The sequence below is a fragment of the Yersinia sp. 2553 StPb PI genome, assembly GCF_052217105.1.
GTDB classification, from domain to species: domain Bacteria; phylum Pseudomonadota; class Gammaproteobacteria; order Enterobacterales; family Enterobacteriaceae; genus Yersinia; species Yersinia enterocolitica_E.
This window is the reverse complement of the sequence record NZ_JAZGPX010000002.1, coordinates 2,072,481-2,091,797: the sequence shown is the minus strand read 5'-3', so window position 1 is coordinate 2,091,797 and position 19,317 is coordinate 2,072,481. Positions and strand designations below refer to the sequence as shown.

Genomic DNA, 19,317 nt, shown 5'->3' with positions numbered 1-19,317 from the left:
TTTATTGGACGTAGGTATATTGTGCGCTTGAATAAAAAAATCTCGCCACTGGATAACTTGATTTATAGTCACTATCGCCTTACGCATGCTTTGCGAATTACGCTGGCATTTATCTTAACTTTCCTGATTATTCGCTTATTGGCCATCCCAGAAGGCACCTGGCCGTTGATCACGCTGGTCGTGGTTATGGGGCCGATATCTTACTGGGGAAATGTGTTATCCCGTGCGATGCAACGTATTGGCGGCACGGTGTTTGGCGCGATATCTGGCCTGATTGCCCTCTATCTTGAATCCTATTCGCTGACGTTCATGCTGGTCTGGTGCGGGGTTATCATGTTTCTGTGCGGCTATTTGACGTTGGGTAAACGGCCCTATATGGCACTCTTGATTGGTATCACGCTGGCGGTAGTTTGTGGATCTGCGCCGGGTGATATGAATACCGCACTGTGGCGTAGTGGCGATGTTATTTTTGGCTCCCTGCTGGCGTTAGTCTTTACCAGTGTTTACCCACAACGCGCCTTTACGCATTGGCGCATGCAGATGAGCGATAATCTGCGTGCTATCAGCCAGGTCTATGCCGCTTACCTGTCACCGAATGTGGTCGAACGCCCACGATTAGAACCTAAATTGAAAACCGTCCTGAGTCAGTCGGTTAAAATGCGCACTTTTATTGCTCCTGCCAGTAAAGAATCCCATATTAATAAAGATGTTTTTGAAGCCATCCAAACATTGAGCCGGAATTTAATATGCACACTGGAATTGCTGGTGGATGCTTACTGGTCGTCACGTGAAAGCCATTTTATTATGCTTAATGCTAAAGGGTTACGCAGCACCCAACTGATGACTATTCGCACTCTGAATACGTTGAGTGACAGTTTGCGTGATGGCTCACCAGCACGTGAGCGAGAGGTTGCCGCCGAGTTAAGTGAAATTGCGGCCGAACTGAAATCATTGATGCTGGCGGTAACGCAGGGGCAGCAGGTAGAAACGCCCATTTATGGCTATGTTTGGCTGAGTATGGAGCTAACCAAACAGCTTGAGGAACTCGACGATCTGATTAATATGACGTTGCGCAGGTGATCTCTCGCCGCTAAAGGCAGATGAAATTTCTGTCTGGCGGGTAAAGCAGGTAAGATAAGCCAATGAATCTTGTCACCAGGTACGACAAAGCGGTATGGTGCAGGTAGCCTGGTCACCAGCAATTGAATTTGTGTAAAACTTAAGTGAAGGTGTAAAAATGGATAATGCAATTAAGCCGACTTTCCAGGACGTTTTGGAGTTTGTGCGTATGTTTCGTCGCAAAAACAAGTTGCAGCGTGAAATCGTTGATAACGAAAAGAAAATCCGTGATAACCAAAAACGCGTTCTGTTGCTCGATAACCTGAGTGATTACATCAAGCCAGGGATGAGTATTGAAGAAATTCAGGCCATTATCGCGGACATGCGTACTGCTTATGAAGATCGTGTTGATGATTACACCATCAAAAATGCCGATCTGTCTAAAGAACGTCGTGAATTGTCGAAAAAACTGAAAGCGATGGGCGAAGTTAAGTAACTTCACCACGGTTTAATAGCTTATTTTAACGCTATTAAGAGAAAGGCTGGCATCAATTGCCAGCCTTTTCTTTTGGCTAAAATGGCCCTAACTTGACGGTTTGTTCTGCCGCAAGAAACTAAACGCTGGGATTTTCGCACCTTTGACAAAGATAAACGCCAGCAGTAACAAGCCCCACAGCGCCATAGTGATATAACTACTGACACCCATGATATTCAACCCGCTTTCCAGCATTTGCAGCAGGAACAGCGCCAGTACAATGCCGAATACTTTGCCAAATCCACCATCGGGATTTACCCCACCCAGTACGGTTGCCAAAATAGTGATCAGCAACAGCGACTCACCGTAGGATGCTTTGGCTGAGTTCAGTTTTGACATCATTAATAAGGCCGCTACCGCACACAGTAAAGATGAAATTACATACACCCAAACCAGTGTGCGGCGCGTGTTAATCCCAGAGAAGAAGGTGGCTTTCTCATTAGAACCGGACAAATAGATTTGGCGGCCCAATGGTGTTTTAGCCAGAATCAGCCAGATGGTCAGTGCTACCGCGACGAACAGATAAAGTGGCACTGGCACACCGAGAAAGTTGCTGCGATCCAGTGCCAGTACATAGTTCGGGAAGTTTGAGATAGCCGAACCTTTGGAGATAAGTACATTCACGCCTTTGAGCAGCGTCATGATGCCCAGAGTGGCCAGAATAGGGGATACTCGTACCACCGAGATAAGTATCCCGTTGATAAGCCCCACAACCAATGCTACCGAGGCACCCGCCAGTAACATCAACATCATTGAACTGAACGTTGGCGCAAGATGGGTACAAACCCATGCCATCACCAGGGCGCTGGCATTCGCGGTAGCAATAATCGATAAGTTAATCCCACCGGTCAGCATAGTAATCGCCATTGCCAGAGTTAATACCCCCGCGACAGGGATTTGCGAAGCGATGGATTGGAAGTTAGCCGCCGACCAAAATACCTGTGGAATAAATAGGCTGAATCCTACGCCGACCAGCACCAGCAGGGCAACCAGCCAGCGTTCGGTATGATCACGTTGCGTTGTTTTCGACATGGTTATATCCCTACCTTATGGCGTTGGCCCCAGGCCGTCACACTGATACTGATGACAATTACCAGCCCGATAACCACGGTATGCCAGTACGACGAAATGCTCAGTAAATTCAAACCATTTTGTAATATTGCCAGCAAAATCACCCCCAGCAAGGTACCGGTAAGTGTTCCACGGCCACCCACAATACTGGTACCGCCGAGCACCACGGCTGCCAGCACTGTAAGCTCATAGCCCAGTAATGAATCAGGCGCTACGGTTAATACGGTATAAGACTGTACTACGCCGGCGATGCCGGACAAAAAGCCCATATAGCCATACACGAACAGTTGCAGTTTGAGAATACTGAACCCCATGCGTGACGCCGCTTCCTGATTGCCCCCTAAGGCATAGATTTGCCTGCCAATACTGGTGCGGGTCATCAGTAGAGCGGTAACAATAATGGTAATTAGCAGCGTTAGAATAGGGAGCGACAGGCCGTAGTCATAACCATCGGCAGCGGTAAAGGCGAACAGCATTGGCCCGTGTTCAAACCATTCAGGGTAGCTATACAGCCAAACACCACGGCTGAGATACAACAGTAAGCCATAGAAAATATTCAGTGTGGAAATGGTGATAATGATCGACGGTACGCGTAAGCGGTTAACCAGCAGGGCATTAACCAAGCCCAAAAGTAGGCCGATACCACCAGCCAGCGCAAAAGCTACCGGGAAGTTGCCACCAAACTTCACAATTAATGTCACCATGACATATTGCGAAATAATGGTCATCGCCGGGAATGAAATATCAATACCGCCAGAAATCAATACGATAAATAAGCCACAGGCCAAAATGGTTAACATGGCATAGTTATTTATCAGATCATAAATATTGGCAAGGGTCAGAAAATCCGGGCTGGTGAACGCAAGATAAGTCGAAATAAGCAAAATAGTGAATGCCAGCATCACTTCATGGCGTTTTAGTTGTTCTTTATTGAATAAACCTGTTTTACCTACCGCAGATTTATTAACTGCATGGGGGTTAGCCATTTACTACCTCCGCAATGGCTGCTTCGCTACTGTTACCCGGTAAAAACTCTTGTACCAGTCGCCCGGCCCGCATCACTAAAATACGGTGGCTATTGAAATAAGCTTCATCAATTTCATCGCAGACCATTAACACTGCGATACCGCGAGCTGCCAATGCATTGATAATATTATAGATACCGGCTTTGTTAGCGATATCCACACCTACGGTGGGGGAGTCAAGGATCAAAATTTGCGGATCGGTTGCCAGCCATTTAGCGATAGCAATGCGCTGCGCATTGCCGCCAGACAGCGTATTGACTGGAAGGTCGCTGTTGCCGATTTTGATCGACAGGTGTTTCACCATATCCTCGACCAGCGTATCGACCCGCTCACTACGCATCAGATGGAACACGTTTTTCAGGCGATGCAGAACAGTGGCACTGATATTGTCACGAATGGATTGTTCCATAATCAGCCCGGTGCTCATTCGGTCTTCTGACACATAACCGACCCCCGCCGCAATAGCATCACGGTTACTGCTGAAATACATCGGTTTATCGTTAATTCGGATGGTGCCTGACTCCGGCGAGGTCAAACCGAATAAACTAAGACACAGTTCAGTGCGGCCAGAACCGAGCAGGCCCACCAACGAGACAATTTCCCCCGGATACAGCGTCAATGAGATGTTGTGATATTCATTACTACGGCAAAGCTCCTCCACGGCCAGCACCGGCGGGTGGGCGGCACTGTAGGGCGGTAGCACCTGAAAATCAAATTTCATGCCGGTCATCAGCCACGCCAGTCGCTGGTTGTCCACTTCGGTGGCCGGGTAAGTGCCAACCCAATCACCATCCTTTAGCACCGTGATGCGGTCTGAAATCTCCAACACTTCACTTAATCGGTGGCTGACAAAGACTACGCAGATATTGCGTGATTTCAGTTCATGTACCACCCGCAGCAAGCCATTAACTTCTTGTCGGGTGAGGGAGGCGGTAGGCTCATCCATCACAATCAACCGGGCATCCTGTGCCAAGGCACGGCAAATAGCCACCAGTTGCTTCTGGGCGATGGGCAAATTCTCAACCAGTTCATCCAGATTGAGATGCGCATCAATGCTGCTGATCACCTGCTCAGCCGTGGCGCGCATCTGGCGTTTGTCCACCCACAGGTGATGGTGATAATGGTTCATGGCGATATTCTCAGCCACAGTCAGGTTCGGGAATAACGACAAATCCTGATAAATTACCTGAATCCCTAAGCGAACGGATTCAATCGGGGTCAGGCTTGAGTAAGTTTTGCCATCAATGGTAATCGTGGCATCAGCATCGGGCTGATAGACACCGGAAATAATCTTGATGAGGGTCGATTTGCCACACCCGTTTTGCCCTGCAAGACAATGTACTTCACCGGGTAACAGGGTCATAGCCACTTTATTTAGCGCTTTGACGCCATAAAAGGTCTTACTAACATTTTCCAGGGTAATAAATGGCTGCATATATCCTGTGTCCTTTTGATTCTTAATTAATTAATTGCGGAACCAGACAGGGCGTCCGGCTCCGCAATAACTTAGTGAATCAATACAGCGAATCCACGTTGTCTTTGGTTACCCGTAATACATTGTGGAACTGGATCAGATGCTTATCTTGGTCAACTTCAGCTTTACCCACGCCAGGAATTTCCATACCTGACTCAATTTTTTCACCTTTCAGCACTTTATCCGCCACTGCGGTCAGTGCATAACCGGCAGAACCTGGGTCATAGGTCACGCCCATTGCGATATAACCGCTTTTAATCAAGGATGCAGCCTGTGAAGGGATCATCATACCGAACACATGGACGTTGTTTTTCGCACGTTTCTCTTTCACGGCACGGCCAGCACCGATCGGACCTTGCGAACCGAAGGCGACAATACCTTTCAGGTCACTGTGCGCTTTCATTAAATCGAGCGTGGTACGGCGTGAATCATCAATACTCTCGGCAACAGGCATGCGGCTGGTCACCTCAAACATATCGGGGTAGTGCTCTTTCTGATATTTAACAAACAGATCGGCCCACAGGTTATGCTGTGGTACCGTCAGGCTGCCGACATAAATCACATAGCCACCTTTACCACCCATGGCTTTTGCCATCTCTTCTACGTTATCTGCGGCAAATTTGGCGTTATCGATGATTTCGATATCCCAGTTGGCGCTGGGTTGCCCTGGAGATTCGTTGGTTAACACCACAATACCGGCCTCACGGGCTTTCTTGAATACCGGTTCCAGTACATCGGCATCGTTGGGCACAATACTGATAGCACTAACTTTTTTCGCGATTAAGTCTTCGATAATTTTAACCTGTTGCGGGGCATCGGTACTGGAAGGGCCGATTTGATAGGCTTTGATAGCCAGATCTTTACCGGCGCGATCCACACCTTCGCCCATGCGGTTAAACCACGGCATACCGGCGATTTTTGAGATATTAACCACTTCGACTTCCTGCGCCAGTGCACTGCCCGAGCACACCATCATGCTGAACAGACTGGCTGCCAACAGGGTTTTCACACTCAATTTTTTCATTTAAGGCTCCCGGAACTCATGTAGGTTGAGGTAATTGTTATTTAAGGTATTGGTGCAATAATCAGCATGCTGTATTACATGAATTTTATTTATGTTTTTAAAAAAATGAAGATTTAACAGGAAACAGATTTTACATCTTCACTACATTTCCTGCTGGTGGGATCTAATACCTTGATAGCAGTTTCCCCCATATACATGAATGCTATTTACATGGACAAAATAGCTGCATTCCCTGTTTGTGACTGAAGTCATGATTTTGAGGGGCAAGACAAACAGAATTACATAAAAATGGTAAGCGGCAGATTAATAACAGTGAGGTTTACATGGATATTCTGGTTCAGATGATTCTTAATTTTTCGCTATCATGGCCTGATGCTGAATGACGGGCTAACGCACGCCCCCAGGCACCATGGTTAACAGGTGTTGGCGGGGGTAGTGGCGATTGATATTGCGCTGCTGCAATTGCCAGAACACCTGCTCCACGTCATGCCGTTGATGGTCAAGCAATAATCCAACCACACTGCCACTGTGGGCTACGTTCAACCCGTATAAATCCAACTCATCCACTAGCCTCAGCAGGGCGCTAAAGTCAGGTTTTACCAGTAAACGCTGGCTGGCTTGCGCACTCAATGTGGTGGCCTGACCCAGCAGTGAACAATCGCGGCGCTCGGCGGCTTGGATAAACAGTTGCCATGCCCGTTCCAGTGAGGTGGCACTGGCTAACAGCGCCGGTTGACGATCACGGCGGTGGTAATCCTCGGTTTTGAGAATCTGTGGGCTTTCCAGTAACAAAATATCTACCACTGGCTGCCAGTTATAAGAGATTTGTGTTGCGGCAGTTTGGTGGTCAAACAGTGTCAGTTGTTGAAATAGGGTGCTGTCAGTGGGTTCCAGCCTGACGCACAGTGCTGCCAGTGCGGCTTCATTGAGTGTTTCACCGAGATGGCGGGCGGTTGCCAGTGCGGTGGCGGCGATATCGGCGGTACTGCTGGCAAGTCCTTTTGCTACTGGAATGGTGGAATCAAAACTGATGTGCAGGCCATTAGCCATCTGTGCAGGTTGGCCAAAATAGGCCAGTACCGCCGCCAACATCTGGCGCATGCGTGGGCGTTCATTCTTGCCCGGTACGCCATCGGTCACCGAAACCGTACTAAACCAGTTGACCGGGCAGGAGATAAGCTTCTCCCCCCCCAGTATCCAACCCTGAATCAGTTCACCACAAGAGGCCGGGCAACGGGCTTCAGCCATGACCAAAGACCTGCTGTAAGGCACTGATCAGCCGTTGGTTATCTGCCGCGCTTTTAATGGCTACACGATAGTGGTCGCGGGTTAGACCGGGGTAATTAGCACAATGGCGGATCAGAATATGGTGCTTTAATAGCGCGTGTTGCAGATTAAGTTCAGGTTTAAGGCAGCGCAAGAAAATGTAATTGGCGCACCCTTGCCACACCTGCAACGCTGGCAGGGCGGCTAAATGCTGATATAACCAAGGTCGCTGCTGCGCCAGCCATTGATGTGTGGCTTGAATATAAGGTTGGTCATCGAGAATAATCTCACCCGCCAGTGCGGCAAAAGCATTGATAGTCCAAGGCTCGCGTTGCTGTTTCATTTGCGCCAGCGCCGCCAGATCGCCACTGAGCAGATAACCGAGGCGCAACCCTGGAATGGCAAAGAACTTGGTCAGTGAGCGTAACAAGTATAAGTGTGGGAAATCCGCTAATTGAGGGGTAAGCCCCGGCGCATCTGGCAAGAAATCGATAAAAGCTTCATCGATAATTAAAGCAATATGGTACTGATGGCAACACTGCACAATGGCTTGCAGCAATTTGGCATCAGGCATCAGGCCGGTCGGGTTATTGGGTGTCGCCAGAAATAGGCAGTCTGGGCGCTGTTGGGCTAATAGCGCCAGTAGACGTTCATCGGGCTGATAGCCGTCTGACTCACTCATCTGATAATCATGAATCTGGCAGCCGACCCGTTGCAGGGCGCGGCGGTATTCAGCAAAGCCCGGAGTCAACAGTACCGCAGTGCGGGGTTGCAGATGCTGCACCACTGCGTAAATCAGCTCAGTGGCACCATTGCCTGCCATAATATTCTCTGGCAGGCAGTGGTGAGCACGGGCCAGCGCTGCATGTAATTGGCGATACTCAACATCAGGATAGTGTTCGGCACGGGCCAATTGTTCGATAATCGCCGTTTTCAAGGATTCCGGCATGCCCAGCGGATTAATATTGGCACTGAAGTCAACGATATTGGCTGCATCTGTGCCGATTTTCAGTGCCATTTCCAGCACATTCCCACCATGCTCACTCATTGCTACTCTATTCCCCTATATAGCTTGTGCGTTTAGAGTACCATACCCTTCGTCCTTGATGCTGTAGGGTTGTTTGCTACACTCACGCACCCGAATCACTTACTTGTCGTTGACCCTATATGAATAAGCTCATCGGGATGCGTTTACTTGCTGCCTACCTACAACGCCAATGACTTTGGGTATATCAGCGAGGGAATGGCGTTTAGCGACAATAGCTCCGGCGTGAAGGCGAGCACATCTCGTAGGCGAACCACGTCGCCAATAACAATCAGCGCCGGTGCCGATAAACCCTGCGCGGCAACCTGATCGGCTAATGTAAGCAGTGTGCCGCTGGCAACTTGTTGCTGCTGGTGGCTGGCGTACATCACCACGGCGGCAGGGGTGGTGGGGGCTTTCCCCCCGGCGACCAATTGCTGGCAAATGGTCGTCAGTTGTGTCATTCCCATCAGGATAATCAGCGTACCTTCCAGCTTGGCTAATGTTGCCCAGTCCTGTGGCTCATTGCCTTGGCGCAAATGGCCGGTTATCACATGAAAGCCTGAGGCATAATCACGATGTGTTACCGGAATACCGGCATAAGCCAACCCGCCAATGGCGGAGCTTATCCCTGGAACTACCTCAAACGGAATACCAGCCAACGCCAGTGTTTCAGCCTCTTCACCGCCACGGCCAAAGACATAAGGATCACCACCTTTGAGTCGCACCACATTTAGCCCACGTTGGGCGCAATCAACCAGAATTTGATTGATTTCTGTTTGTGGCACCAAATGGTGGTTGGGGTTTTTGCCCACGTTGATCATTTCACAACCATCAGGGGCTTCTGCCAGTAACTCAGCACACACCAAACGGTCATAGACCAACGCGTCAGCGCGACGAATAACATGTAATCCCTTCACCGTAATCAGCGCGGCATCCCCTGGCCCAGCGCCTACCAACCAAACTTTCCCACTTTCCATATTGCCTCTTATTGTGCGGCGAGGGCCGGTTGTACCGGCAGATTCAGGGCCACGCGAATGACATCACGGGCAATCATTAATTCTTCATTGGTATTGACGATAGCAATCTGTACCGGCGCAGAGTCATGTTGGATAAACGGCTGATTGTTGATATTTTTCTCTTCGTCCAACTCAATACCGAGAAAGGCTAAACCACGGCAGATTTGCTGGCGGGCTGTGCGGGCATTTTCACCGATACCGCCGGTAAATATCAGTGCATCAATTCCGCCCAGTTGCACGATATAGCTGCCAATCACCGCGCGGATACGTTCGGCAAAGAGGTCGAGCGCTACTTTGGCACGCGGGTTGCCGTTGGCGGCGGCTTGTTCGACATCGCGATAGTCATGTGAGATGCCGGATACGCCCAGCAAACCGGATTGGTTGTTAATTAAATGGTTAATTTCACTGGCATTTTTTCCTTCTACTTGCTGAATAAATGGCAGGATGGAGGGGTCAATATCACCGCTCCGGGTGCCCATCATGATACCGGCCTGTGGGGTGAAGCCCATCGAGGTATTCACCGACTGGCCGTTGCCGATAGCACAAATGCTGGAGCCGTTGCCAAGATGGCAGGAGACAATGCGCAGTTCTTCCAAGGGGCGCCCCATTCGTTCGGCGCAAACGGCACTGACATATTTATGACTGGTGCCATGGAAACCATAACGGCGAATACCCAGCTCTTCATAGTAGCGCCACGGTAATGGATACAAATAGGCCGTCTGGCTCAGTGTTTGGTGGAATGCAGTATCAAATACCGCCACCGCGCTGGCATGGGGTAGGGCATGTTGGAACACCCGGATACCGAGCGCATTAACCGGATTATGCAGGGGGGCCAGTGCGCCAAGCTGTTCTATCTTATCCAGCACCTCGGGGGTTATCACGACCGAATCGGCGAATGCTTCACCGCCGTGCGCGACACGATGGCCGACACCGGTAATTTCATCCAGTGAATCAATAATATTGTGTTCAATCAGCGCGTGAAGTAGGTGTTCAGCACCTTGGCGGCAATCGGCGATTGGCAGAATCTCGCGCCATTTCACATCTGTGGCGCGGAGGTTAAATATCGCATCATCCATACCGATACGTTCAATTAATCCCTGACAGATCACTTTTTCATCAGGTAAAGAAAACAACTGAAACTTCAACGAAGAACTGCCGGCGTTAATCGCCATAATCTTACCGGGCATGCGACTCTCCAGAATGATTCAAATAAGTAATAAGGTCGGTTAATCCCTCACCGCTCAGCGCCGAGGTCACAAATAGGTGTTGCGCCCCCGCCTGCGTGAGGCTGTCAGCAGCCCAACGCAATTGGTCTGGCTGGTTAACGGTGTCGGCTTTACTGATAATGCCAATTACCGGCTGGTTGAAAACCTGCGCCAACATCGGGGCAAACCAGCTTTGGGTCGCATCCGCATTTTGTACCAGCCCCACCACATCCGCTTCACAGGCGCTTGCCAGTAACGCACTGTATAAACAGCGGTTTTCCAGGTATTCACCGGGAGTATCAATGGCATTGTCCTGCCAGATAATGGCTTGGGTTTTCTGGTAATTAAGCGCCTCACCCTGCAAACGCTGGATAAGCGAGGTTTTGCCGCACTGGCTAGGGCCAATCAACATGATGCGTTGCATGGCATCAGGTCCGGGTCATCGGGCAGGCGGTAAATTTCATCATGTCGCCGAGGGTGTGGATCACCTGTTTCAGCGCATATTCCACCGCTGACACATCACCGGTAAACACCACCGCACCGGTGAAACGGTCGATAAAACCAATCTCAACCGCACCGGATTTGGTGGCGATATCACTGGCAATAATCGAGGCTTCGCTAGGGGTAATGGTCAGGATGCCAATGGCGCTACTGACATCATTCAGCCCCAGTTTTTTGTAAAGTGCCTTATTAGGATTGGCTATCAGATGCGCCAGGGTTATCTGTTTACCGGGAACATATTCCTGAATTACGCGCTCGGGGGTGCTGCTCTTTTCCATCATGCCTCCTGAACTAACTGACGCCATAGCGCCTCATGGGGCCGTGGGATCACTGAGCTGTAAACCAATAATCCCTTCTCACCGGCACACTGGCTGGCAACGTCCACGGCAGTTTGTACATCAGCAATATCGCCGCTGAGCACTTGATAACATTTGCCGCCGATGCCAAACGCCATATGGATGCGCACCAGCGTGACATTGGCCGCTTTAACCGCACGGTCGGCAGCAGTAATACAGGCCGCCACACTCCAGGTTTCCACCACACCCGCCGCTTGACGATTTTCCACCGTATTCAGGCCGCTGATCGCCGGCAATACGGATGGATGAAGGTTGGGCAGGACGATGCTATCGACCAGCAGATGCCCGCTGTGCCGCTCTCCGTTTTGTACCGACTGGGTGACGGCACCGATATCGCCACCGACCATCAACAGATATTTACCGGGGCACAGAGTTTTGCTCACCAATAGGCTGACGTTAGCGCTTTTCAGCATCAAGTCGCAGACCTCCATGCCCTTGGCGATACTGCTTAATTCAACAATTCCAATGGCTTGTGACATAGCCCTTCCTTTGAATAAACATCAGCCCGTTTAATGGTGATGGCATTTGCGCTGATGGCCGTGACCGTGCCGCTGATACTGGCATGCACCGGTGCGCCTAACGCGTTATTCGGAATTTGGCCAATAAGTTGACCGTGATCGACCCGTTCGCCGACCGTGACCACGGGTTCGGCGGCAGCCCCGATATGCTGGCGCAATGGCAATACCACCTGTTGTGGTCGGTAGCCTTGTTCGCTGAATGGCGCGGCCTGATACCAGTCGGTGAGATCCAGACGGGCAATCAGCCGTGATATCGGTACCATACGGTAATTAGCCATCGGATCGGCCTCACGTAGCGCCCCTTGATAGCGGGCACCTTGCGCCCGCAACTGCGTTTTCAGCAGGCGGTTTATGCGCATCGGTGAGATATCTACCGGGCAGGCGTAGCTTTCACACAGCCCGCATTCCGAGCAGGTCAGAGCGCTGAGTAAAATGTCTGGTGTGGCAACTTGTTGATAGGTTATCGCGCGCACCAGCAGATGCGGGGGTAGCTCATGGCCAATCAAGTGACGCGGGCATAACTCGGTACACATGCGGCACTGCTCACATACGGCACGAGCAATGGCTAACACATCCTGGTCGCTGCGGGCGCGGCGGGTAATCAGTAAGTGATCCGCGGGCAGTACCAACAGGCCGCCGGTAGTTTTGGTTACCGGTTGGTCAAGGTCATGCAGGGCATGGCCCATCATCGGCCCGCCATTGATATAGGCCGGATTGTTGATGGTAGCCCCTCCTGCCAGCGCCAGAACCTCGCGCAGCGGGGTACCCAGCGGTACCGTCAGGGTTAAGGGTTTCGCCACCGCACCATTTACGGTCAGGGTGCGGCGAGTCACCGGCCATTGCTGTTCCACCGCCCGCGCCACATTGAGTAGCGTTTGCACGTTGTTCACCACCACACCGATGCTGACCGGCAGCGCGGCAGGTGGCACCCGGCGACCGGTTGCCAGCCAGATAGTGATAACCTCATCACCGGCGGGATAGACATCGGGCAGAATGTGCAGCCGGATTTGTGATGGTAGCAAGGGGGTTAGTGCGGCAATCGCCTCACTATATTTGGCTTTCAAGGCGATGATGCCTTCGCGTGCGCCGGTGGCTTTCATGCCATACAGCACACCGCGCACCAGTCGGGCTGCCTGGCGCGGCATCAACTGCTGATCCACTTTCAGCATTGGCTCGCACTCAGCCGCATTGACCAGAAAAATCTCGGCCTGCGCTTGTAGCTTCACCGCCGTTGGGAAACCCGCACCTCCGGCACCGACCACACCCGCGTGCTGAACCCGTTGCTGAATAGTCACGGCATCACAATCAGCCAGTTCACCGTAGGCGGGTAGCAAGCAGGTATCCGCACTGTGTAGGTCACTCATAAAGCGCCTCGATAATCCCACGGATATCATTGCCGTCAGCCGCACGCGGGTTAGTGCGCAGTGTCACATCGGCAAGTGCGGCGGTAATTATGTCGGGAATACGTTGCTCTAACTGGCCCTCATTGATTTTCATCGCGGCCAGCGGCTGAGGTAATCCGCATTGGCGTTTGAGTTGTTCAATCTGATGGACCAATTGGTTAACTGCACTGCGCTCATCGCTATTTTCTGCACTGAAATGGCACAGTTTTGCCAATCGCGCATAGCGTTTACATGCCCGCGCATCAAGCGCGTTAAAGCGAATCACCGGCACCAATAGCAAGGCATTCGCCAAACCGTGCGCGATATGAAATTGCCCCCCCAACTGGTGTGCGATAGCATGATTGATGCCCAGACCAGCCTGGCTGAATGCCATGCCAGCCAGCGTGGAAGCATTGTGCATCTTGCCTCGGGTAATTAGGCAATCGCCTTTGCGGCAAGCGGTGGGCAGATGGCGGAACACCAACTGCACCGCTTTTTCTGCCAGCGCATCAGTAAAGTCACTGGCACGTGGTGAAACATAGGCTTCCAACGCGTGAGTCAACACATCCAACCCGGTATTGGCGGTGATAACTGGCGGTACGGTAACCACCAGAGCCGGGTCCAGAATGGCGATGTCCGGGTAAATCTCATCGTCAAACAGGGGGTATTTAATACTCTTTTCCGGGTCGCTGATTACACAGGCACTGGTCACTTCTGAACCCGTGCCGCTGGTGGTTGGGATAGCAATACAGGTCTCGATCTCTATCCCCTGTTTACGACTAAACCAGACAATGGCTTTCGCCGCATCTAGCGCGGAGCCACCACCAAAACCAATCACCACATCGGGGCGCAAGGCATGCATCTGCTCAATGCCCTTAACCACGGTGTTAATGTTCGGGTCTGGCGTAATGTCGCTGAACAGACTGATTTGGTTATCCTCTGCCAGCACTTGTTTCAAGCGATCCAGCAACGGCGAGGTGGCCAGAAAACCATCGCAGACAATCCAGATTTTGCGCTGATGGAAGCGTTGCAGCACCTTAAGGCTGCCTTCCCCGCTGTAGATACGTGTTTGCAGGAAAAAAGTCTTCATACGTCCTCGCTCAGCGAATGGAAAAACCGTTAGTCAGCACACAGCGACGCTGGCGCGCAAAGGTGCGAGCCGAGGTGGTGCCTTCGCCGGTCGGGGTGGCGATGGTAAAGGTGGTAAAGCCTTCACCGCCGACGCCTATCCCGGCATAGGACGGGCCGTTTTTAACAAAAATAGAGGTTTGTAACAGTCGGGCGGCCAGATTCAGGCGTGAGACATTTTGTGAGTGCATGGTGGCGGTATGGTGCAGGCCACCTTCCACTTGCAGTGCCAGCGTCAGGCCGGCATCAAAATCCTTTACCCGGACCACCGGTAACAGCGGCATCAGTTGTTCGGTAGTGACCAGCGGATCGTCACCAGCCACTTCAACCAGCAGCAAGCGCGGTGCTTTGGCCGGACAAGCGATGCCCGCCGCTTTCAGCAGTTCAAGCGGGCTTTTACCCACCAGATTCTTATTGGCGTGGCCTTGAGGGGTCAGGCAGGCTTTGCGCAGGCTGTCGACCTCTTGCGGATTACTGATAAGTAACGCATCGAAGGCTTGCATCTGTTGCAACAACCGATCGGCAACACTTTCCACCACGATCAGGCTCTTTTCAGCGATACAGGGCAGGTTATTATCGAATGAGGCTCCTGCCACGATATCCTGCGCCGCTTTTACCAATTCAGCCGTTTCATCCACCAGACAAGGTGGGTTACCGGCCCCCGCCCCAATCACTTTTTTGCCGCTCTTCATGCCCATTGCCACAATGGCAGGCCCGCCAGTGATAGCCAGCAAGGCGATTTTGTCGTGCGCCATCATCTGCTGAGTGGCTTCAAAGCTTGGCTCTTTCACGGTCACCACCAGATTGCGAATGCCGCAACTGTTGAAGATGATTTCTTCAATTTGGGCGATTAAATCCAGTGATACCGATTTAGCGCCTGGGTGTGGGCTAAAATAGATGGCATTACCGGCAGCTAACATACTGATGCTGTTATTAATAATGGTTTCGGTTGGGTTGGTGCTAGGGGCAACGGAACCTATCACGCCAAAAGGCGAGTATTCGAATAACACCATGCCGCCATCGCCGGTCAGCGCCGTGGTAGACAAATCTTCAATACCTGGGGTGTTTTCTAACGCGGCTTTGTTTTTCAGCAACTTATCTTCTTTATTCCCCATGCCGGTTTCACTGGCACCGCGTTCTGACAGTGAAGGCAACTGTGCTTTTAGCTGTTCACGCAGGGCGCGGATAATCGCGCTGCGGGTCTTCATCGGGCTTTGTTGATAACGCAAAAATGCGTTATGAGCGGCATTGACAGCTTCATCCACGCTGGCAAAAATGGCGCTGGAGGCAGACGCGGGTGTGGGCGTCAGTTGCTCAATGAGGATAGTGCGAATGAGAGATTCAAGGTCATTGGTATTCATTATTCATTCCTCAGATGTAAAGCCGATATGGCCGCTTCTGCTATGTGCATATCTTGTTCGACGCTACCGCCGCTGATGCCTAACCCCCCCACCAATTGGCCGTTACGCCATAGCGGGTAGCCACCACCAAAGCTCACTACTTTGCCACCGGTACTGGCCTCAAGCTGGAACAGGTCGGCCCCCGGTTGTACGGCATCGCTAAGTTGGTGAGTTGCCGTTTTCATCGCCACCGCGGTCCAGGCTTTTTTCGGTGCCAGTTCGCTGCTGACCAGCAAGGTGTCGGGCATGCGGTAGGTCATAATCATGTTGCCGTGGCGGTCAGCCAGTGCTATGACCACGGCAATTTGTAATTTCATAGCGGCATCGACCGCCAATTTAACTAACTGATGAACATCAGAAAATCCCAGAGAAGCCGCTGTTTGTGGCTGACTTGTGGCTGGGAGGAGTGCTGTTGCCGCCAGATAACGGGCCACCACGGTTTGCGTGGTGTGTTGTAACTGTTGGCGCTGGTCTTCATCACGAGCCAGTGCATACAGGCAATCCGATAAACGGTTTAGGTATTGCAATAACACCGGGCGTACCGGGACTTGTTCAGCCAGTTCAATCAGCCGCCGTTCACAGCGCCGTGCCAGAGTGCGGGCAAAATGCAATCGGCTACCGGCTTCACTGCTACCCGGCAGAATAAAACCCTGTACCGGTGGCAGCCCCGCCATACAGCGGTCTACGGCTTGCTCCAGCGCTTGGATCTCGGGTTCATTAATACTTTTGCGCCCGGCAGGCGGTGTGGCGATACCTTCGCTTGCCAATTCAGCGCTGAAATAAAACAACTGATGTTGTATGGCATCGAGTAATTGACGGTTTTCCTCGCCCTGCGTCACGCGGGCACACAAGCTCAGTGCTGCATTGAGTTCATCCAGCGTGCCGTAAGTTTCCACCCGGGGATGGCTCTTTTTCACACGTTGTCCGGTGAACAGGGCGGTGGTGCCCGCATCGCCGGTTTTGGTATAAATGCTCATAAGGTCCCCGTTCAATCAGTAAGAACATTAATCATCAGTAAGAACATTCATCGACGATGGCGACAATCGCCAAATCGATGGCATCATTCGGCTCGGAAAATACCCGTCTGGCACTGGAACCGCCTGACAGCAAGACCAAATCGCCCTGACCGGCACCGACCGAATCGACGGCCACTTCGTCCGGCGTTTTGCTGTCGGGTGGCAGTGAGCCATCACCGGCAACACGGCGCACCAGCAGCAGCTTCCTACCGATCAACGTGGGTGATTTTTGCGTTGAGACTACGGAACCTACCACTCTGGCCAGTTGCATGATTTACTCCTGCCTTAACAGTTGAATGTGACGGGCTGACACGGTGTCCTGCGCCAGCGGTGTAACTAGCGTGTGGCTTGCAATGAGTAGCCAGCCGGAGTCGAGAGCGGCGATATCGCGATAACTTAGAACCTTGCCCGCGTGCACCCGTATAGCAACGCCCTGACTGTCGCTGAAACTGAGCGGCAATGAGTGCAGTGCGGCACAAGGCAACGCAGCCAGCAGTTGGCGATGTAAGCTGATATGCACTTTCATGCCCCACGACCATGCCTCGTTTAGCGCCGCCACCGCAGGGCAGGTGGTATCGAACTGCGCCAGCCGGTGGATAAATGCCAGGTCTGGCAACATCAGATGCAGCGTGGCATGGTGCACGAATACCGATGGATCAAGCCCGGCGCGCAATTGAGGCAGTAGCAGGGCGTGAACCCGGCGTTCGCGCTCAACTAACCGCGTGACAATCTGGCTGACCAGTTGTTCGGTTTGCGCCTGAGTCAGATTCATGGCCGCGTTGTCCCTGATGACGTTAATATCGTGGCAAACGCCGCAGGGTCGTCGGCACCCGCCGCATTGGCCTCGTCGGTATCGATATGCATTTCCAGTTTCATTTGGGGTGAAACGCGGATCGCCACATCATCCAGTATCAGGCGACGGCCACTGCCCTGAATGGCAACTTGTACCCGGTCACCGTGTTTTACCCGATAGATAAGGGCATCCAGCGGCGACATATGAATATGGCGCAGTGCCACAATCACCCCGCGGGGTAACGTCAGCTCAGCGAACGGGCTGACTAACGTGATGGCTGGGGTATCGTCCAGATTGCCAGACATCCGCAGGGGAGCATTGATACCCAGCGTGCGTGCATCGGTACGGGAGATCTCCACCTGGCTGTGGCTACGCAACGGGCCAAGAATACGCACATTTTTCAGGCTGCCTTTCGGCCCGACCAGCGTTACCGTCTGTTCGGCGGCGTACTGGCCGGGCTGGAGCAGCGCTTTCTTTTCAGTAATCGGCTGCTGCGGGAACAGCCGTTGGTAGTCCTGCACCGAAAGATGCAGGTGTCGGTTAGAAACCCCAAGTGGGATCGGACGAAGACGCATTTCGTCGAGGATCTTATTGACAACGGGTTCCAGTAACGCTTTTTCCATCAGACTTTTCCTCGTTTACCCAAGTGGATACAGCGAAAGCGAGGCTCGCCTTTATGGCGTCGGCAAGCCGGATCGAGGCAGAGATTACAGCTCACCCGGGGAGCGATTAGAGCCTCACTTTCCACACTACTTTCTTCGGTGCTGATTTTTTCAGCACTAAAGACAGGTTCAGGTACATCATCTGTGGCGGTCGCCGCAGCGGGCTGAGGCTCTGCGGCTTCCGTCTCCTCGTTAATGGGGGCTGTAGCGACAACTGGCTCTATCGCCACGGCGATTTCGGGGGCCGCGACCTCGACAGTCTCTGTCAGCCAATAGGCCAACAGAGCTTTTGTTGGGCGAGCCAGTACCGCGCGCGACACCAATCCGTGATGCAGTTCGGCAAAGGCGGCACCAGTACTGATTGCCGCCTGCACCGAGGCCACATCACCGGTCAGACGAATTAACATCCAGCCAGAACCATTGGTTTTTTCTATACCTATCAGGTTGATAGATGCTGATTTTGCCATCGCATCCGCCGCACTGATCGCCAGCGCTAGACCGCTAACTTCAAGTAAACCCAGTGACGTTTTCACGCTGTGCTCCTCTTCTTACCCTTAGGCAGAGGTCGGTAAAATGGCTTCTACATCGCTGTGTGGGCGTGGGATCACATGGCAGGATTTCACTTCACCCACCGCGCTGGCAGCCGCAGAACCGGCATCAACAGCGGCTTTTACTGCGCCGACATCGCCACGTACCATCACGGTGACCAGACCGGAGCCGATTTTTTCGTAGCCCACCAGTTGTACGTTGGCGGATTTGACCATGGCATCAGCCGCTTCGATAGCAGCGACCAGACCTTTGGTTTCGACTAAACCTAATGCGTTATTCATGTTTCATTTATCCTTGTTATCAAGTAAGG

Annotated in this window: 22 protein-coding genes; 2 read left to right on the top strand and 20 right to left on the bottom strand. The window is 52.1% G+C overall.

The features are described 5' to 3' along the window. The first annotated feature begins 21 nt into the window (after nucleotides 1-21). Together V2A84_RS11015 and tmaR are read left to right on the top strand one after the other, a co-directional pair. Nucleotides 22-1,080: an FUSC family protein gene (locus V2A84_RS11015; protein WP_083159287.1), complete on the top strand. Its 1,059-nt coding sequence runs from the start codon at nucleotides 22-24 to the stop codon at nucleotides 1,078-1,080. Between the two features lie 157 nt (nucleotides 1,081-1,237). Beyond that, nucleotides 1,238-1,555, top strand: coding sequence for a PTS system regulator TmaR (gene tmaR / locus V2A84_RS11010; protein WP_005187773.1), 318 nt, complete (start codon nucleotides 1,238-1,240; stop codon nucleotides 1,553-1,555). Nucleotides 1,556-1,642: 87 nt separating this feature from the next. Here tmaR and V2A84_RS11005 read toward each other — a convergent pair whose 3' ends face one another. From V2A84_RS11005 to pduJ, 20 genes are all read right to left on the bottom strand, one after another. After that, entirely contained in the window at nucleotides 1,643-2,626 is a 984-nt protein-coding gene (locus V2A84_RS11005; protein WP_083159286.1) for an ABC transporter permease, read from the bottom strand. 2 nt (nucleotides 2,627-2,628) lie between these two features. Then, the gene (locus V2A84_RS11000; RefSeq protein ID WP_083159285.1) at nucleotides 2,629-3,651 is read right to left on the bottom strand and encodes an ABC transporter permease; all 1,023 of its coding nucleotides are present in this window, start codon (nucleotides 3,649-3,651) and stop codon (nucleotides 2,629-2,631) included. Next, entirely contained in the window at nucleotides 3,644-5,125 is a 1,482-nt protein-coding gene (locus V2A84_RS10995; protein ID WP_442848820.1) for a sugar ABC transporter ATP-binding protein, read from the bottom strand. The genes V2A84_RS11000 and V2A84_RS10995 overlap by 8 nt, the downstream gene beginning before the upstream one ends. A 79-nt stretch (nucleotides 5,126-5,204) precedes the next feature. Continuing rightward, on the bottom strand, nucleotides 5,205-6,140 hold the full coding sequence (locus tag V2A84_RS10990) for an autoinducer 2 ABC transporter substrate-binding protein (RefSeq protein WP_442849128.1): 936 nt from the start codon (nucleotides 6,138-6,140) through the stop codon (nucleotides 5,205-5,207). 435 nt (nucleotides 6,141-6,575) lie between these two features. Further along, the gene (locus V2A84_RS10985; RefSeq protein ID WP_442848819.1) at nucleotides 6,576-7,436 is read right to left on the bottom strand and encodes a GHMP family kinase ATP-binding protein; all 861 of its coding nucleotides are present in this window, start codon (nucleotides 7,434-7,436) and stop codon (nucleotides 6,576-6,578) included. Beyond that, complete coding sequence (cobD, locus tag V2A84_RS10980) at nucleotides 7,429-8,502, bottom strand: threonine-phosphate decarboxylase CobD (RefSeq protein ID WP_083159282.1); 1,074 nt, start codon at nucleotides 8,500-8,502, stop codon at nucleotides 7,429-7,431. Before cobD ends, V2A84_RS10985 begins: the two co-directional genes overlap by 8 nt. A gap of 158 nt (nucleotides 8,503-8,660) precedes the next feature. After that, a complete protein-coding gene (gene cobA / locus V2A84_RS10975) occupies nucleotides 8,661-9,458 on the bottom strand; it encodes a uroporphyrinogen-III C-methyltransferase (protein WP_083159281.1) in 798 nt (265 codons plus the stop codon). 8 nt (nucleotides 9,459-9,466) lie between these two features. After that, nucleotides 9,467-10,684, bottom strand: a complete 1,218-nt coding sequence (locus V2A84_RS10970; protein ID WP_372568925.1) for an acetate/propionate family kinase — start codon at nucleotides 10,682-10,684, stop codon at nucleotides 9,467-9,469. Beyond that, a complete protein-coding gene (locus tag V2A84_RS10965; RefSeq protein WP_083159279.1) occupies nucleotides 10,674-11,126 on the bottom strand; it encodes a EutP/PduV family microcompartment system protein in 453 nt (150 codons plus the stop codon). The genes V2A84_RS10970 and V2A84_RS10965 overlap by 11 nt, the downstream gene beginning before the upstream one ends. Nucleotides 11,127-11,130: 4 nt before the next feature. After that, entirely contained in the window at nucleotides 11,131-11,481 is a 351-nt protein-coding gene (gene pduU / locus V2A84_RS10960) for a propanediol utilization microcompartment protein PduU (protein WP_032813079.1), read from the bottom strand. Then, the gene (locus V2A84_RS10955; RefSeq protein ID WP_005185285.1) at nucleotides 11,481-12,038 is read right to left on the bottom strand and encodes a BMC domain-containing protein; all 558 of its coding nucleotides are present in this window, start codon (nucleotides 12,036-12,038) and stop codon (nucleotides 11,481-11,483) included. Before V2A84_RS10955 ends, pduU begins: the two co-directional genes overlap by 1 nt. Continuing rightward, on the bottom strand, nucleotides 12,008-13,441 hold the full coding sequence (locus tag V2A84_RS10950; RefSeq protein ID WP_442848818.1) for a 4Fe-4S dicluster domain-containing protein: 1,434 nt from the start codon (nucleotides 13,439-13,441) through the stop codon (nucleotides 12,008-12,010). The genes V2A84_RS10955 and V2A84_RS10950 overlap by 31 nt, the downstream gene beginning before the upstream one ends. Further along, nucleotides 13,434-14,549, bottom strand: a complete 1,116-nt coding sequence (locus V2A84_RS10945; protein WP_083159277.1) for a 1-propanol dehydrogenase PduQ — start codon at nucleotides 14,547-14,549, stop codon at nucleotides 13,434-13,436. The genes V2A84_RS10950 and V2A84_RS10945 overlap by 8 nt, the downstream gene beginning before the upstream one ends. A 10-nt stretch (nucleotides 14,550-14,559) precedes the next feature. Then, nucleotides 14,560-15,948, bottom strand: coding sequence for an aldehyde dehydrogenase family protein (locus tag V2A84_RS10940; RefSeq protein ID WP_083159276.1), 1,389 nt, complete (start codon nucleotides 15,946-15,948; stop codon nucleotides 14,560-14,562). Then, nucleotides 15,948-16,964 (bottom strand): cob(I)yrinic acid a,c-diamide adenosyltransferase, encoded by a 1,017-nt coding sequence (locus tag V2A84_RS10935; protein ID WP_442848817.1) that lies wholly within the window; start codon nucleotides 16,962-16,964, stop codon nucleotides 15,948-15,950. The genes V2A84_RS10940 and V2A84_RS10935 overlap by 1 nt, the downstream gene beginning before the upstream one ends. A gap of 34 nt (nucleotides 16,965-16,998) precedes the next feature. Continuing rightward, nucleotides 16,999-17,274: a EutN/CcmL family microcompartment protein gene (locus tag V2A84_RS10930; RefSeq protein WP_005185294.1), complete on the bottom strand. Its 276-nt coding sequence runs from the start codon at nucleotides 17,272-17,274 to the stop codon at nucleotides 16,999-17,001. Nucleotides 17,275-17,277: 3 nt separating this feature from the next. Continuing rightward, nucleotides 17,278-17,775: a microcompartment protein PduM gene (gene pduM / locus V2A84_RS10925; RefSeq protein WP_442848816.1), complete on the bottom strand. Its 498-nt coding sequence runs from the start codon at nucleotides 17,773-17,775 to the stop codon at nucleotides 17,278-17,280. Continuing rightward, a complete protein-coding gene (locus tag V2A84_RS10920; protein ID WP_083159273.1) occupies nucleotides 17,772-18,419 on the bottom strand; it encodes a phosphate propanoyltransferase in 648 nt (215 codons plus the stop codon). The genes pduM and V2A84_RS10920 overlap by 4 nt, the downstream gene beginning before the upstream one ends. Next, entirely contained in the window at nucleotides 18,419-18,991 is a 573-nt protein-coding gene (locus tag V2A84_RS10915; RefSeq protein WP_083159272.1) for a BMC domain-containing protein, read from the bottom strand. The genes V2A84_RS10920 and V2A84_RS10915 overlap by 1 nt, the downstream gene beginning before the upstream one ends. 21 nt (nucleotides 18,992-19,012) lie before the next feature. Then, nucleotides 19,013-19,288, bottom strand: a complete 276-nt coding sequence (gene pduJ, locus V2A84_RS10910; RefSeq protein ID WP_004090424.1) for a propanediol utilization microcompartment protein PduJ — start codon at nucleotides 19,286-19,288, stop codon at nucleotides 19,013-19,015. Nucleotides 19,289-19,317 lie beyond the last annotated feature (29 nt).

Excerpts from the sequence above, each read along its gene's own strand:
- V2A84_RS11005 (WP_083159286.1), bottom strand. The coding sequence starts at position 2,626 with ATGTCGAAAACAACGCAACGTGATCATACCGAACGCTGGCTGGTTGCC.
- V2A84_RS10945 (WP_083159277.1), bottom strand. The coding sequence starts at position 14,549 with ATGAAGACTTTTTTCCTGCAAACACGTATCTACAGCGGGGAAGGCAGC.
- V2A84_RS10990 (WP_442849128.1), bottom strand. The coding sequence starts at position 6,140 with ATGATGGTGTGCTCGGGCAGTGCACTGGCGCAGGAAGTCGAAGTGGTT.
- V2A84_RS10955 (WP_005185285.1), bottom strand. The coding sequence starts at position 12,038 with ATGTCACAAGCCATTGGAATTGTTGAATTAAGCAGTATCGCCAAGGGC.
- V2A84_RS10950 (WP_442848818.1), bottom strand. The coding sequence starts at position 13,441 with ATGAGTGACCTACACAGTGCGGATACCTGCTTGCTACCCGCCTACGGT.
- V2A84_RS11000 (WP_083159285.1), bottom strand. The coding sequence starts at position 3,651 with ATGGCTAACCCCCATGCAGTTAATAAATCTGCGGTAGGTAAAACAGGT.
- V2A84_RS10965 (WP_083159279.1), bottom strand. The coding sequence starts at position 11,126 with ATGCAACGCATCATGTTGATTGGCCCTAGCCAGTGCGGCAAAACCTCG.
- V2A84_RS10985 (WP_442848819.1), bottom strand. The coding sequence starts at position 7,436 with ATGGCTGAAGCCCGTTGCCCGGCCTCTTGTGGTGAACTGATTCAGGGT.
- V2A84_RS10940 (WP_083159276.1), bottom strand. The coding sequence starts at position 15,948 with ATGAATACCAATGACCTTGAATCTCTCATTCGCACTATCCTCATTGAG.
- V2A84_RS10970 (WP_372568925.1), bottom strand. The coding sequence starts at position 10,684 with ATGCCCGGTAAGATTATGGCGATTAACGCCGGCAGTTCTTCGTTGAAG.
- V2A84_RS10995 (WP_442848820.1), bottom strand. The coding sequence starts at position 5,125 with ATGCAGCCATTTATTACCCTGGAAAATGTTAGTAAGACCTTTTATGGC.
- cobD (WP_083159282.1), bottom strand. The coding sequence starts at position 8,502 with ATGAGTGAGCATGGTGGGAATGTGCTGGAAATGGCACTGAAAATCGGC.
- tmaR (WP_005187773.1), top strand. The coding sequence starts at position 1,238 with ATGGATAATGCAATTAAGCCGACTTTCCAGGACGTTTTGGAGTTTGTG.
- pduU (WP_032813079.1), bottom strand. The coding sequence starts at position 11,481 with ATGGAAAAGAGCAGCACCCCCGAGCGCGTAATTCAGGAATATGTTCCC.
- pduM (WP_442848816.1), bottom strand. The coding sequence starts at position 17,775 with ATGAATCTGACTCAGGCGCAAACCGAACAACTGGTCAGCCAGATTGTC.
- cobA (WP_083159281.1), bottom strand. The coding sequence starts at position 9,458 with ATGGAAAGTGGGAAAGTTTGGTTGGTAGGCGCTGGGCCAGGGGATGCC.
- V2A84_RS10935 (WP_442848817.1), bottom strand. The coding sequence starts at position 16,964 with ATGAGCATTTATACCAAAACCGGCGATGCGGGCACCACCGCCCTGTTC.
- V2A84_RS10920 (WP_083159273.1), bottom strand. The coding sequence starts at position 18,419 with ATGGAAAAAGCGTTACTGGAACCCGTTGTCAATAAGATCCTCGACGAA.
- pduJ (WP_004090424.1), bottom strand. The coding sequence starts at position 19,288 with ATGAATAACGCATTAGGTTTAGTCGAAACCAAAGGTCTGGTCGCTGCT.
- V2A84_RS10930 (WP_005185294.1), bottom strand. The coding sequence starts at position 17,274 with ATGCAACTGGCCAGAGTGGTAGGTTCCGTAGTCTCAACGCAAAAATCA.